Genomic DNA, 14,157 nt, shown 5'->3' on the forward strand with positions numbered 1-14,157 from the left:
CGGCCCCACCGGCTCCGTTGGCGCCGTCGTGGCCGCCGGTTCCGGTTCCCGCGGCGCCGCCGATCCCGCCGGCACCGGCGCCGCCGCCACCGCCGACCCCTCCGTTACCGAATAGACCCGCGTCCCCGCCCCGGCCGCCGGCGATCCCCTCCGACATGCTGGTGTAGCCGGCGCCGCCGTTGCCATATAGCAAGCCGCCGGCCTGGCCATCCGGGTTGGCTGCGGTGCCGGCAGCGCCGTCACCGATAAGGGGGCGCCCCAACAACGCCCGGGTTGGGGCATTGATCGCATCCAGCAGGGCGGCATTCGTGGCTTCGGCATCTGCGTAGGCGCTTGCGCCCGCGGCCAGCGTGCGCACAAATTCGTCATGGAAGGCCGAGATCCGCGTGGCGACTTGTTGATAGGCGAGACCGTGACCCGAGAACAGCGACGCGATAGCCGACGACACCTCGTCTGTTCCGGCGGCAAGCAGGTTTGTCGTTTGCGCCGACGCGGCCGCAGTCGCGGCGGTCAAAGCAGAGCCGATCCCCGCCATGCCTGTCGCTGCTGCGCTCACCGTGTCAGGGACTGCCACCAGATAAGACATCGCCGCCCTCTCAGCAAGAGACTAACGCCGCCGTTAATTATTGCAGCTTGAAGTTGCCACCGGAAGGGTTTGGGCCTCAACGGGATTGAGACTGCGATTTCGTAGCGAACAGTCATTTCCGTTTTCAAGAGCAACCGCTTGTCCCCCGATCGGGGGACAAGCAATTCATCCCAACTATCGCCCGTCGGTGGACACCGCTATCACGCGCGGTCGGGCAATCTAAGGACACAAGGTTTTACCGACAAGTTTCACCGAGAACAAAGTCACCGAAGGAGCTTTATTGATCTGCCCGTGACCACAGACTGCGGCATGTTTCCTCCCCTGCCCCCCTGAACATGCCCTGTAGAAAGCAGGCTCGTGTACGCACGAGCCTGCTTCTGCGTTTACCGGGCGCCCGAATAACCCTGTTGCCGCCAGGCCTCGTAAACGGCGACCGCCGCGGCGTTCGACAGGTTCAACGATCGCCGCCCGGCCAGCATCGGAATGCGCACCTGGCCGGTGATGTGGGGATCGGTGAGCGTGACCTCGTCGAGTCCGGTGGGCTCGGGACCGAACATCAGCACGTCGCCCGGCAGGTAGTCGACGTCGGTGAACCGCGTCGTGGCCGCAGCGGTGAACGCGAACACGCGCGCGGGCCCCAGCACCGACCACGCATCGTCGAGCGACGCGTGCACGGTGACCGAAGCCAGGTCGTGGTAGTCCAGACCGGCGCGCCGGAGCTTGGGCTCGGACAGGTCGAAGCCGAGCGGTTCGACCAGATGCAGTTCGCAGCCGGTGGCGGCCGCCGTGCGGATGGCATTGCCGGTGTTGGGGGCGATGCGCGGTGAGTAGAACAGCATCCTGAACACAACAGGCATCCTGCCGGTACGCCGCGGGCGCGGAGCGCAGCGGATGGGACCGGGGACAATGGTCGGCATGGTCGAGCAGAGCCTGTGGATGCGGAAGGTCGCGGCCGATCCCGGACATTCGCACTGGTATATCGAACGGTTCCGCTCGATGGCGCGCGCCGGTGACGACCTCGCCGGTGAGGCTCGCCTCATCGACGCGGTCGCACCCCGGCACGCCCGCATCCTCGACGCCGGCTGCGGCCCCGGCCGGCTGGGCGGCTATCTGGCCGCGACCGGTCACGACGTCGTGGGCGTCGACGTGGACCCGGTACTGATCGAAGCGGCCGAACAGGACCACCCGCAAGGGCACTGGCTCGTCGGCGACCTCGCCGAACTCGACCTGCCCGCCCGCGGGATCGCCGAACCGTTCGACGTGATCGTGTCCGCCGGCAATGTCATGACGTTCCTGGCGCCGAGCACCCGGGTCCAAGTGCTGAGCCGGCTGCGCGCCCACCTTGTCGCCGACGGCCGGACGGTGATCGGCTTCGGCGCCAACCGGGGTTACGGATTCGACGAATTCCTCGGCCATGCGGCGGAGGCCGGTTTCACCCCGGATCTGTTGCTGTCGACCTGGGATTTGCGGCCGTTCACCGCCGACTCGGATTTCCTCGTCGCAATCCTGCGACCGTCGTAGGCATGAGCGGCAAGACGAAGTTTGCCGGGGCGAAGTGCCGGGGTGCGAGGCCCGTGGCAGCGGACCTTATCTACTCAGTAACAATTATGGAGACCTCGGCTGGGTGGTGACATACTCGTCGGATTGCCAGGCAATTGCGTTCGCGGCCATCTGCCGGGGCGGGCGAAATAATGCAGCAGGAAGTTTGATGAGCCTCTCGTTTCACGTGGCCGGCGGCACGGCCGTGCACAGATGACCATGTTCGCCCGCCCGACCAACTCGGTCGCGGCGGTCCCCGGTGACGCGCCCGCTGTCGCGGCGGGGGCGCGCGGCCCGAAGCGCCCACCGGCCTGGTCGCTGCGCAACTGGCCGGTGCGGTGGAAAGTGCTGGCGATCGCGCTGGTGCCGCTGGTGCTGGCGACGGTGTTCGGGGCCTTGCGGGTCCAGCAGGAGATGGCCAACTCGAGCGGTCTGCGGCTGGCGGCGGCCCGCGCCAACGTGATCCCGGCGATCACCAAGTACATGTCCGCGCTGGATGTGGCCCTGCTGGCGAGTTCCACGGGCCGCGACGTGGAGGGCGCGAAGAAGAACTTCGCCGCCCGCAAGTACGAGTTGCAGACGCGGCTGGCCGATACCGACGTGATTCCCGACGTCCGGTCCGGCGTGAACACCCTGCTCAACGGCGGCCAGGCGCTGCTGGACAAGACGGTGGACAACAGCATCGGCCTGCGGGATCGGGTGACCACCTACGCCCCGTTGTTGCTGACCGCCGAGAACGCGATCAACGCGTCGGTGCGGGTCGACAGCGAGCGGATCCGGTCGCAAGTGCAGGGCCTGAGCCGGGCCGTGGGCGCGCGCGGGCAGATGACGTTGCAGGAGATCCTGACCACCCGCGGCGCTGACCTGCCCGAGCCGCAGTTGCGCACCGCGATGATCACCCTGGCCGGCACCGAGCCGTCGACGCTGTTCGGGATGACCGAGGTGCTCGGGGTCGGCTCGCCGGATGCGAAGAACCTGCAGCAGCAGATGGTGAGCCGGATGGCGATCATGTCGGATCCGGACAGCGTGCTCGTCGACAACCAGGACCTGCTGCGCTCGATCCACACCACCCAGGGGATCGCCGAGCAGATCATCAACGACACCACGGGTTCGGTGACGACCTCGGTGCAGGACCAGGCCACCGCGCGGCGCGACGCCGCCGTGCGCGACGCCGTGCTGACGCTGGCCGCCATGGCCATCGCGCTGCTGATCGTGCTGCTGGTGGCGCGGGCGCTGGTCAGACCGCTGCGGGTGCTGCGCGACGGCGCGCTCAAGGTCGCCCACACCGACCTGGAGGGTGAGATTGACCGGGTGCGCGCGGGCGCCGAGCCGACTCCCGAGCCGCTGCCGGTGTACACCACCGAGGAGATCGGTCAGGTCGCCCACGCCGTCGACGAGCTGCACACCCAGGCGTTGCTGCTGGCCGGCGACGAAGCCCGGCTGCGGCTGCTGGTCAACGACATGTTCGAGACCATGTCGCGGCGCAGCCGTTCCCTGGTGGACCAGCAGCTGGCGCTCATCGACCGGCTGGAGCGCAATGAGGAGGACCCCGAGCGGCTGGACAACCTGTTCCGGCTGGACCACCTGGCGGCGCGGCTGCGCCGCAACAGCGCCAACCTGCTGGTGCTGGCCGGCGCCCAGATCTCGCGGGACCAGCGGGAGCCGGTTCCGCTGCTGACGGTGCTCAACGCCGCGGTGTCCGAAGTGGAGGACTACCGCCGCGTCGAGATCGGATCCGTCGCCGATTGCACGGTGCTCAGTGCGTCGGCGGGCGGCGTCATCCATCTGCTCGCCGAGCTGATCGACAACGCGCTGCGCTACTCGCCGCCCAACACGCCGGTGAAGGTTTCCGCGGTCCGCGGCAGTGAGGGCGGCGTGCTGCTGCGCATCGCCGACGCCGGCCTGGGCATGACCGAGTCGGACCGGCGCATGGCCAACATGCGGCTGCAGGCCGAACGGGACGGCACCCCCGACCCGACACCGGAGAACGCCCGGCACATGGGACTGTTCGTGGTCGGCCGGCTCGCGGCACGGCACGGCCTGCGCGTGGGGTTGCGCGGGCCGGCCAACGGCGAAGCGGGCACCGGCACGACAGCCGAGGTGTACCTGCCGCTGAGCGTGCTCGTCGAGGGCCAGGAACGGCAGGCCGCAGAACAAGCCGCGGCGCCGCAGCGCCAGTTCTTCGCCGTACGGCCCCCGGAACCGGACGTGGCAACCGTCGGGACCGCTCTGCATGACGGTCGCACGCAGGCCGGGACCCCGGTGACGTCGCTGCCACGCCGCAGTCCCGGATCGAGCGGCATCACCGGTGTACCCGTGCAGCCCGAGGAGCAGCAGCCCAAGCAGAAGCGCCCGCTGCCCACGCCGTGGTGGGAGAAGGCCCCGCAACAGCCGCAGCCGGCGGCGTCGGAGCAATCCCAGCCGGCGAAGGTCGCCTCGGACACCTCGGCGTTCTTCGCGCGCCGGCCACCGCCCGCGGCCCCGACGCCACCGCCGCAACCACCCGATCTGAAACCGTCCGGACCGGCCGACGACGACGTCATCTATCAGCGGATGCTGTCGGAGATGATGGGCGATCCACACGAGTTGGTGCAGAGTCCCGACCTGGACTGGCAGACGGTGTGGGACCGCGGCTGGTCGGCCGCGGCCGAAGCCGCGGAAAAGCCCGTCGAGGCGCACACCGAGTCCGGCCTGCCGATGCGCACGCCCGGGGCTCGGCTGGTGCCCGGGGCGGCCGACCCCGACGAGCAGCCCGAGCAGCACCGCGACCCTGAAGCCATCCGCGCCACCATCGGGAAACATTTCAGCGGCGTGCGCACCGGACGGTCGCATGCTCGTCAGGAAGCCGAGCAGCAATGACGGTGCAGTCGTCGTACAGCCCGCTGGACTGGCTGGTGTCGAAATTCGTGCGCGAGGTGCCCGGCGTGGCACACGCGTTACTGGTGTCGGTCGACGGGCTGCCGGTCGCGGCCAGTGAGCACCTGCCCCGGGAACGGGCCGATCAGTTGGCCGCGGTGGCGTCCGGGCTGGCCAGCCTCGCGACCGGCGCCGCACAACTGTTCGAGGGTGGGCAGGTGCTGCAGTCGGTGGTGGAGATGCAGAACGGCTTCCTGCTGTTGATGCGCGTCGGTGACGGCTCACACCTGGCGACCCTGGCCATGCCGTCGTGCGACATCGGCCAGATCGGTTACGAGATGGCCGTTCTGGTCGAACAGGTGGGTAACGTCGTTCAGTCCGCCCGCCGTGCCGAGCCCGAGTCCCGATGGACGAACTCGAGCCACCGCTGACACCGCCGAGGTTGGTCCGGCCGTACACTTTGACGGCCGGGCGGACCGGCACCGACGTCGACCTTCCGCTGGAAGCGCCGGTGCAGGCGCTGCAGGCGGGCCTGGCCCACGTGTGGCCGGCCGACGACGTGCGGGGCAAGATCATCCGGTTGTGCGTCAGCACCCTGTCGGTCGCGGAAGTCGCGGCCCGGCTGGATATTCCGGTGGGCGTTGCGCGCGTCCTGATCGGTGATCTGGTCACCTCCGACTACCTTCGGGTGCACAGGACCTTGACCGACCGTTCGACCCGCGACGAGCGGCAGGAACTCATAGGAAGGACCCTGCGTGGCCTCAGGGCACTCTGAAGCACCCGGCACCGCGTCGACGAAGATCGTCATCGCGGGCGGCTTCGGCACCGGCAAGACCACTTTTGTCGGTGCGGTGTCGGAGATCATGCCGTTGCGGACGGAGGCGATGGTCACCGACGCCTCGGCCGGCGTCGACATGATCGAGGCGACGCCGGACAAGCGCACCACCACCGTCGCGATGGACTTCGGCCGCATCACCCTGGCCGAGGATTTGGTGCTCTACCTGTTCGGCACGCCCGGGCAGCGCCGGTTCTGGTTCATGTGGGACGACCTGGTGCGCGGCGCTATCGGCGCGATCGTGTTGGTGGACTGCCGCCGGTTGCAGGACAGCTTCGCCGCCGTGGACTTCTTCGAGCACCGCCGGCTGCCGTTCCTGGTCGCGGTCAACGAGTTCGACGGCGCCCCGCGCTACCCGATCGACGAAGTCCGCAAGGCGCTGACGCTGCCCGAGCACATCCCGATGATCACCATCGACGCCCGCAATCGCAGGTCGGCCACCGACGCGCTGATCGCGGTGAGCGAATACGCGCTGGCCAGCACCTGATTCGTTGCCCGAGTGGATTGACCGCGAATTCAGCGGCGAAGACTTCCGCGACGAGGATCTGGGCGGGCTGCACACCGAACGCGTGGTGTTCAGCGAGTGCGATTTCAGCGGGGTGAACCTGGCCGAGTCCGAACACCGCGGATCGGCATTCCGCAACTGCACCTTCACCCGGACCACGCTGTGGCACAGCACATTTGCGCATTGCAGTGTGCTTGGCTCGGTGTTTACCCAGTGCCGGTTGCGGCCGGTGGTGTTCGACGAGGTGGACTTCACGCTCGCGGTGCTCGCCGGCAACGATCTGCGTGGTGTCGACCTGAGCGGGTGCCGGCTGCGGGAAACCAGTCTGGTGGAAACGGACCTGCGCAAGAGCGTGCTGCGCGGCGCCGACCTGCGGGGTGCCCGGACCACCGGCGCCCGGCTGGACGAGGCCGACCTGCGCGGCGCGATCGCCGACGCCGCACTGTGGACCAGCGCTGCGCTGGTCGGGGCGCGCATCGATGTGCCGCAGGCGATGGCATTCGCTTTGGCGCACGGACTCCGGCTGGACGGGTGAGTTTCCCTGCGCGAGCAGACGCTTAAGCCCCCGCACGCACGGCGTGTCGGGGGCTTAAGCGTCTGCTCGCGCAACCTCACCTAGCGCTTGAGACGGATCCGCCACCACACGATGACGGAGTACACCACCGACAGCGCCGCCAGCATCCCCATGTCGAACAGCCAGGCGGTGCGGGAATGCGTCCAATGGCTGTCCTCGGGGCTGACCGAACCCGGCACCAGCTCGCGCAGGTTGACCGTGGCTGCCGACGCGCCGTAGCCCCAGCGCGCGGGCACCGCCCAGGACAGCTGATCCAAGAACACCCGATTCGTCACCGGCACAATGCCGCCCGCCAAAACCAGCTGCAACATCAGTGACACCACCAGCAGCGGCATGATCTGCTCGTTGGACCGGGCGATCGCCGAGAGCACCAACCCCAGGATCGCCGACGCCACACACGTCGCGGCGATGCTGGTGAACAGCTCGAAACTCGGACTTCCCAACAGCAGCGCCCCCTGCGTCGGCGCACCCTTACCCACCAGCACGATGATCGTCGCGATCGCCGCCTGGACGATCGCAAACCCGCAGAACACGATGATCTTCGCGCCGAGGTACGCCGACGTCGACAACCCGACGGCCTGCTCGCGGCGGAAGATCGCGCGCTCACCGATCAGGTCGCGGATGGTCAGCGCGCTGCCCATGAACACCGCGGCAATGGACAGCAGGTTCAGGATCTGCGCGGCCTCGTCGGGGGTGTCGCTGGTCGGCGATGCCAGACCGAAGCCACGATCACCCGGCACCGTCAGCGACAGCGCACCCAGGATGAACGGCAGCACCGCCAAAAAGACGAAGTACGCGCGGTCGTTCACCACCAGCCGCACCTGCCGCCTCGCGATCGTCGAGAACTGGCGCCAGGCGCTGGTATGCGCCGGCTCGCCCAGACCGCTGGGGGCCTGCGGTTGCTTGGCCGATACCAAGCTGTCCTGTGCCGCGCGTTGCGCGAGGAAACGCCGGTTCGCCTCGTCCGGATCGGCCCCGACCTTGGCGAAGATGTGCGCCCAGTTCGTGGTGCCGAAGGCGTCGCCGATCTGCCCCGGCGGACCCAGATAGGCCGTCTTGCCGCCGGGCGCCATCAGCAGCACCTGGTCGCAGACGTCGAGGTAGGTCAGGGAGTGGGTGACCACCAGCACCACCCGGCCGGCGTCGGCGAGTTGCCGCAGCATCGTCATGACCTGCAGGTCCAGTGCCGGGTCCAGTCCGGACGTCGGCTCGTCGAGGATCAGCAGCGACGGGCCGGTGAGCAGTTCCAGCGCCACCGACGCGCGCTTGCGCTGGCCGCCGGACAGCTGGTCGACCCGGGTGTCGGCGTGCTGGGTCAGCCCGAGTTCGTCAAGCACCTGCGCGATGACCTGGGCGCGGTCGGCCTTGGTGGTGTCGGGCGGTAGCCGCAGTTCGGCGGCGTACCCGAGCGCCTGGTTGACGGTGAGTTGCCGGTGCACGACGTCGTCCTGCGGCACCATCCCGATCCTGCTGCGCAGGGATGCGTACTCGGTGTGGATGTTGTGGCCTTCGAACGTCACGACGCCGGTACCGGGCCGGGTGTAGCCGGCGATGAGCCGGGCCAGCGTGGTCTTGCCGGCCCCGGAGCCGCCGATGATGGCCGTGAGCGTGCCGGGCCGGGCGGTCACCGACACCTTCTGCAGCAACGCCTTTTCATCGACGCTGAAGCACACCTCGTCGACCTCCAGACCCCCGGTGCGGGTGGCGGCCTCGGTGCGCCGCACCAGCGTTTCGCCGGTGAACCCCAGGTCGACGTTGCCGATGGTGACCACGTCGCCCTGGCTCAGCAACGCCGACCCGACCCGGATGCCGTTGACGAAGGTGCCGTTGCTGCTGTGCGCGTCGCGGATCTCGATGCCGATGGCGGTGGGCGCTAAATACGCGTGCCGGCGGGAAGCCAGCACGTCGTTGACGACGATGTCGCAGTCCTCGGCGCGTCCGATCCAGGCGGTGCGCCCCACCGGCGGCGCCAAGTTCGGGTCGGCGCCCAGGACGTTGATGCCGCGCGTCGGAAACTGCGACACCGTGGTGACCGGGTTCAGCGGGTCGGTCAGTGCCGGGTTGAGCGGGTCGGTGGGCGCCGGATCGGGCGGTGGTTCGGGAGCGGCCTTGGGCCGCAGCGGAATTGCCGCGGTGCGCTGCGTGTCGGCGTGTTGAGACTGACGTTGCGGCGGACGGAACAGTCGCGGCGGCGGCTTGGCGGCGGGCTGCCCGATCCGGAACACGACGTGTGGCCCGTCGGGCCGGGCGAGGTTGACCGTCATCCCGTCCTGGATGCCGACCAGCGGCACGGGCCTGCCGTTGAGGAAGATCCCGTGGGGCGACTGGTTGTCGATTGCTTTCGCGATCCAGTTGCCCTGTTCGAAGCGCAACAGCAGATGGGCGCGGGCGACCAGCGGGTGCGCGACCCTCAGGTCGGCCCGGACGTCGCTGCCCAGAATCGCTTCCCGGCCGGCCGCGAACGTGCGTTGCGCCGGCCCGGCGCGAACGGTCAGCGCGGGCGGTTCAGCTTGGGTCATTTGTTCAGCTTGCGGCTCAATGCCGCTTGAGTCGAATGCGCCACCACACGATGCCGGAATACACCACCGACAGCACCGCCAGCATGCCCATGTCGAACAACCAGGCGCTGCGGGTGTGTGCCCAGTGGCTGTCCTCGGGGCTCAGCGAACCGGGCACCAGTTCGCGCAGATTGACCGTGGCCGCCGACGCGGCATAACCCCAGCGCGCCGGGATGGCCCAGGACATCTGATCGAGAAAGATGCGGTCGGTCACCGGGATCATGCCGCCGGCGAGCACCAACTGCAGCATCAGTGAGACGACCAACAGCGGCATGATCTGCTCGTTGGACCGGGCGACGGACGACAGCACCAACCCCAGGATCGCCGAGGCGACGCAGGTGGCGGCGACCGTGGCGAACAGTTCAAGGCTCGGATTGCCCAGCACCAGAGCTTTCTGGGTCGGTGCGCCTTTACCCACCACCACGATGGCGGTGGTGATCGCGGCCTGCAGCACCGCGAACACGAAGAACACCGTCAGCTTGGCGCCCAGGTAGGCCCAGGTGGACAGGCCGACGGCCTGCTCGCGTTTGAAGATCGCGCGCTCGCCGATCAAGTCGCGGATGGTCAGGGCCGTACCCATGAAGACCGCGGCAATGGACAGCAGCGTCAGGATCTGGGCCGCTTCGTCCGGTGTGTTGCTGGTCGGGGAGGCGATGCGGAACCCGCTGTCGCCGGGCACGGTCAGCGACAGCCCGCCCAGGATGAACGGCAGGATCGCCAGGAAGACGAAGTAGGCGCGGTCGGCGACCACCAGCCGCACCTGGCGGCGGGTGATCGTGGAGAACTGCCGCCTAACACTGGTGTGCGCGGGCGCGCCGAGGTCGGCCGGGGCCGGCTCCGGTGCGGTCGGCGGCGGCTCCCGCTGCGCCAAAAAGCGCCGGTTGGCCTCCTCGGGGTCGGCGCCCACCTTGGCGAAGATGTGCGCCCAGTTGGTGGTGCCCATCACGTCGCCGATCTGACCCGGCGGACCCAGGTACGCGGTCTTGCCGCCGGGGGCCATCAGCAGCACCTGGTCGCAGACGTCGAGGTAGGTCAGGGAGTGGGTGACCACCAGCACCACGCGGCCGGCGTCGGCGAGTTGCCGCAGCATCGTCATGACCTGCAGGTCCAGCGCCGGGTCCAGTCCGGACGTCGGCTCGTCCAGGATCAACAGCGACGGGCCGGTCAGCAGTTCCAGCGCCACCGACGCGCGCTTGCGCTGGCCGCCGGAGAGGTTGTCCACCCGGGTGTCGGCGTGCTTGGTCAGCCCGAGTTCGTCGAGCACCTGCGCCACCACCTGGGCACGGTCCTCTTTGCTGGTGTCGGGCGGCAGCCGCAGCTCCGCCGCGTAATTGAGTGCCTGATTGACCGTCAGCTGCCGGTGCACGACGTCATCCTGCGGCACCATCCCGATCCTGCTGCGCAGGGATGCGTACTGCTGGTGAATGTCGTGGCCCTCAAAGGTCACCGTGCCGGCACTGGGCGTGGTGTATCCGGCGATCAGCCGGGACAGCGTGCTCTTGCCGGCGCCGGACCCGCCGATGATCGCGGTCAGCGTCCCGGGCCGCGCGGTCAGCGCCACGTTGTCCAGCAACCGGTTGCCGTTGATGGTGAACTGGATGTCGCGAACCTCGAGGCCGCCGGTGCGGCTCGCGGCTTCGGTGCGGCGTACCAGGATGCCGCCGACGAACGCGAGGTCGACGTTGCCGATGGTGACCACGTCACCCTCGGACAGGATTGCTGACCCGACCCGGATGCCGTTGACGAACGTCCCGTTGATGCTGTCCTGGTCGCGGATCTCGGCGCCGACCGGCGTCGGGGTCAGCGTCGCGTGGTACCGAGACGCCAGCACGTCGTTGACGACGATGTCGTTGTCCGGCGCCCGCCCGATGCGCGCCGCGGTGGCCGGCCGTGCTTGGTCAGGCCCGACGGTGGGAGCTTTGACGGTCCCGGTGGCGAGTTGCGAGACGGTGGCGTCGTGGGTCGGCGGTCCGGGGGGTGCCAGGTTGGGCTGCGCGGCTCGGGTGGGCGGCTGCAGGTGGGGCTGCGCGGCTTGGGTGGGCGGCTGCAGGTTGGGCTGCGCGGCTTGGGTGGGCGGCTGCAGGTTGGGCTGCGCGGCCTGGGTCGGCGGCAGTGGGGCCTGCTGCGGCGGGCGGCCCGCCTTGGCAGCCTGGGGCGGGATGGTCGGAATGGCGGTGGTGCGCTGTGCGGCGCCGGATTGCGCCGGCGGTGGGGCGCCGGGGGACCCAGCGGGTGGCGCGATCACGGCCAGCCGCTCGGTCGGCGGCAGCGCGCCGACGTTGCCCTGGCGGTGGCCCACCTCGAAGGTGATGCGCGGACCGTCCGGGCTGCCGAGGTTGATCGACTGGCCATCCTGGATGTCGAGTCCGGGAACGCGCTTGCCGTGGCAGAAGATTCCGTTTTGTGAGCTGTTGTCGACCGCAACCCAGCGGCCCCGCTCGAAACGCAGGATCAGGTGGGCGCGGGCGATCAGCGGGTGCGCGACCCGCAGGTCCGCGCGTAGGTCGCTGCCCACCACCACATCCGGGCCCGCGGCAAAGTCGCGGTGGGATCGTGCGGACCGAACTGTCAACACCGGACCTGGATTTGGGCTCATTCGCTAACCCTAGAGCCGGACGCCCGGGTTACCGACGCTTTAGCCGAATCCTCCACCACACGATCGAGCTGTAAACGATGCACAACACCGCGAGCATGGCCATGTCGAACAGCCAGGCGCTCTTGGTGTGGTTCCAGTGCTGGTCTTTGGGGTCGGTCGGGCCGGGTGTGAGGCGGTGGGTGTCGATGGTCGACGACGCCGCCGCATAACCCCACCGGGCCGGTGTGGCCCAAGACAATTGGTCGAGGCCGGTGCGGTTGGTCACCCAGATCATGCCGCCGGAGAACACCAACTGGGACATGATCGCGGTGACCAGCAGCGGCATGATCTGGTCCTGGGACTTGGCGATGGCCGATAGCGCCATGCCGAGGATCGCCGACGTCACACAGGTGGCGGCAACAGTCACGAACAGTTCGAACCGGACGTCGAAGAGCAGCACCGGACCTGAAATCGGTTTGCCCCAGCCGACCACGGCGATCGTGGTCGAGATCGCCGCCTGCATCGTCGCAAACGCACAGAACACAACGATCTTGGCGGCCAGATAGGCGCCGGTGGACAGGCCGACGGCCTGTTCTCGGCGGAAGATCGGCCGCTCGCCGACCAGGTCGCGGATGGTCAGCGCGGTACCCATGAAGACCGCGCCGACGTTGAGCATGACCAGGATCTGGCCGGGCTGGTTCGGCGCGCTGCTGAGCGGATCGGCCATGTCGAAGCCGGTCTTACCGCGAACCGTCAGCGTCAGCACCCCGATGAGGAACGGCAGCAACGCGAGGAACACCGTATAGCCGCGATCGGAGATGACCAGTCGAACCTGACGACGGGCGATCGTGGAGAACTGGCGTAGCCCGCTGTTGTGTACCGGTTCACCGAGATCGGCCGCCGGACTGGACTCCGACGGGCGGTCCGCTCCGGGCCGGTTGCCTTCCAGGAAACGGCGATTGGCCTCGTCCGGGTCGGCGCCCACCTTGGTGAAGATGTCCGCCCAGTTGGTGGTGCCCATCGCGGCGCCGATCTGGTCCGGGGAGCCCAGGAACGCGGTCTTGCCGCCGGGTGCCAGCAGCAGGATCTGGTCGCACACGTCCAGGTACGACACCGAGTGCGTCACCACCAGCACCACACGCCCGGCGTCGGCGAGCTGGCGCAGCATCATCATCACCTGCCGGTCCAGCGCCGGGTCCAGCCCCGAGGTCGGCTCGTCGAGGATCAGCAGCGACGGGCCGGTGAGCAGCTCGAGGGCCACCGACGCGCGCTTGCGCTGGCCGCCGGACAACTTGTCGACGCGGGTGTCGGCGTGCTTGGTGAGCTCGAGCTCTTCGAGGACCTGGGCCACCACCTGAGCGCGGTCGGCCTTGCTGGTGTCGGGCGGCAGCCGCAGCTCGGCGGCGTACCCGAGTGCCTGGTTGACGGTCAGTTGGCGGTGCACCACGTCGTCCTGCGGGACCATGCCGACCCGGCTGCGCAACGAGGCGTACTCGGCGTGGATGTCGTGGCCCTCGAACGTGACGTTGCCGGTGGAGGGGCTGGTGTAGCCGGCGATCAGGCGCGACAGCGTCGACTTGCCGGCGCCGGATCCCCCGATGATGGCGGTCAGGGTGCCGGGCCGCGCGGTCAGCGAGATGTGGTCGAGCAGTTGCTTGCCGCCCTCGACGGTGAAGGTGACCGAGTTGACCTCCAGGCCGCCGGTGCGCGAAGCGACCGCGGTGCGACGCACCAGCGTCCCGCCGGTGAAGACCAGGTCGACGTTGCCGATGGTGACCTGATCGCCTTCGGTGAGGATCGCCGATCCGACCCGGACCCCGTTGACGAACGTCCCGTTGACGCTGTTGTTGTCCCGGATCTCCGCGCCCAGCGGCGTCAGGGTCAAAAACGCGTGGTGACGCGACGCCAGGACGTCCTGGATGACGATGTCGTTGTCGGTGGAACGACCGATCGTGACGGAGTTCGCCGGTATTTCGTGCGAGCCGGTCCGGGTCAGCAGGGCCTGGAACATCTTGGTGGCGATGTTTCCCTGCTCGGGGGGACGGGTGACATTCGCGGGCGGCACCCAGCTCGGCGAACAGGTAGCTGCGCACGCTGTGATTAAAAACCGATGTGGGCTCGGTGGATTG

At 68.7% G+C, this 14,157-nt stretch carries 11 protein-coding genes; 6 read left to right on the plus strand and 5 right to left on the minus strand.

Going from position 1 to position 14,157, the window contains the following annotated elements; translation table 11 throughout:
* Both A9X01_RS09920 and A9X01_RS09925 read right to left on the minus strand, forming a co-directional pair.
* The coding region (locus tag A9X01_RS09920; RefSeq protein ID WP_155772016.1) for a PE family protein at positions 1–586 on the minus strand (586 nt) is incomplete at its 3' end.
* Between the two features lie 383 nt (positions 587–969).
* Positions 970–1,434 (minus strand): tRNA (cytidine(34)-2'-O)-methyltransferase, encoded by a 465-nt coding sequence (locus tag A9X01_RS09925; protein WP_065120597.1) that lies wholly within the window; start codon positions 1,432–1,434, stop codon positions 970–972.
* A 67-nt stretch (positions 1,435–1,501) separates the two neighbouring features.
* On the opposite strand from A9X01_RS09925, the gene A9X01_RS09930 reads away from it, so the two are divergent.
* From A9X01_RS09930 to A9X01_RS09955, 6 genes are all read left to right on the plus strand, one after another.
* Complete coding sequence (locus tag A9X01_RS09930; RefSeq protein WP_065120604.1) at positions 1,502–2,107, plus strand: class I SAM-dependent methyltransferase; 606 nt, start codon at positions 1,502–1,504, stop codon at positions 2,105–2,107.
* A 231-nt stretch (positions 2,108–2,338) separates the two neighbouring features.
* Positions 2,339–4,984, plus strand: coding sequence for a sensor histidine kinase (locus A9X01_RS09935; RefSeq protein ID WP_065120598.1), 2,646 nt, complete (start codon positions 2,339–2,341; stop codon positions 4,982–4,984).
* Positions 4,981–5,412, plus strand: coding sequence for a roadblock/LC7 domain-containing protein (locus A9X01_RS09940; RefSeq protein WP_036353007.1), 432 nt, complete (start codon positions 4,981–4,983; stop codon positions 5,410–5,412). The genes A9X01_RS09935 and A9X01_RS09940 overlap by 4 nt, the downstream gene beginning before the upstream one ends.
* Positions 5,388–5,756 carry a DUF742 domain-containing protein gene (locus A9X01_RS09945; protein ID WP_065120599.1) on the plus strand — a complete coding sequence of 123 codons (369 nt, stop codon included), beginning with the start codon at positions 5,388–5,390 and terminating at the stop codon, positions 5,754–5,756. The genes A9X01_RS09940 and A9X01_RS09945 overlap by 25 nt, the downstream gene beginning before the upstream one ends.
* Positions 5,737–6,303, plus strand: coding sequence for a GTP-binding protein (locus tag A9X01_RS09950; RefSeq protein WP_065036042.1), 567 nt, complete (start codon positions 5,737–5,739; stop codon positions 6,301–6,303). Before A9X01_RS09945 ends, A9X01_RS09950 begins: the two co-directional genes overlap by 20 nt.
* Positions 6,304–6,307: 4 nt before the next feature.
* Entirely contained in the window at positions 6,308–6,856 is a 549-nt protein-coding gene (locus A9X01_RS09955; RefSeq protein ID WP_065120600.1) for a pentapeptide repeat-containing protein, read from the plus strand.
* 80 nt (positions 6,857–6,936) lie between these two features.
* On the opposite strand, the gene A9X01_RS09960 is transcribed toward A9X01_RS09955, so the two are convergent.
* From A9X01_RS09960 to A9X01_RS09970, 3 genes are all read right to left on the minus strand, one after another.
* Positions 6,937–9,414 carry an ATP-binding cassette domain-containing protein gene (locus A9X01_RS09960; RefSeq protein ID WP_065120601.1) on the minus strand — a complete coding sequence of 826 codons (2,478 nt, stop codon included), beginning with the start codon at positions 9,412–9,414 and terminating at the stop codon, positions 6,937–6,939.
* Between the two features lie 16 nt (positions 9,415–9,430).
* Positions 9,431–12,049 (minus strand): ATP-binding cassette domain-containing protein, encoded by a 2,619-nt coding sequence (locus A9X01_RS09965; protein WP_065120602.1) that lies wholly within the window; start codon positions 12,047–12,049, stop codon positions 9,431–9,433.
* A 28-nt stretch (positions 12,050–12,077) separates the two neighbouring features.
* A partial coding sequence (locus A9X01_RS09970; protein ID WP_216638906.1) for an ATP-binding cassette domain-containing protein occupies positions 12,078–14,157 on the minus strand: 2,080 nt, incomplete at its 5' end.

The sequence above is a fragment of the Mycobacterium asiaticum genome (assembly GCF_001668675.1).
GTDB classification, from domain to species: Bacteria; Actinomycetota; Actinomycetes; order Mycobacteriales; family Mycobacteriaceae; genus Mycobacterium; species Mycobacterium asiaticum_D.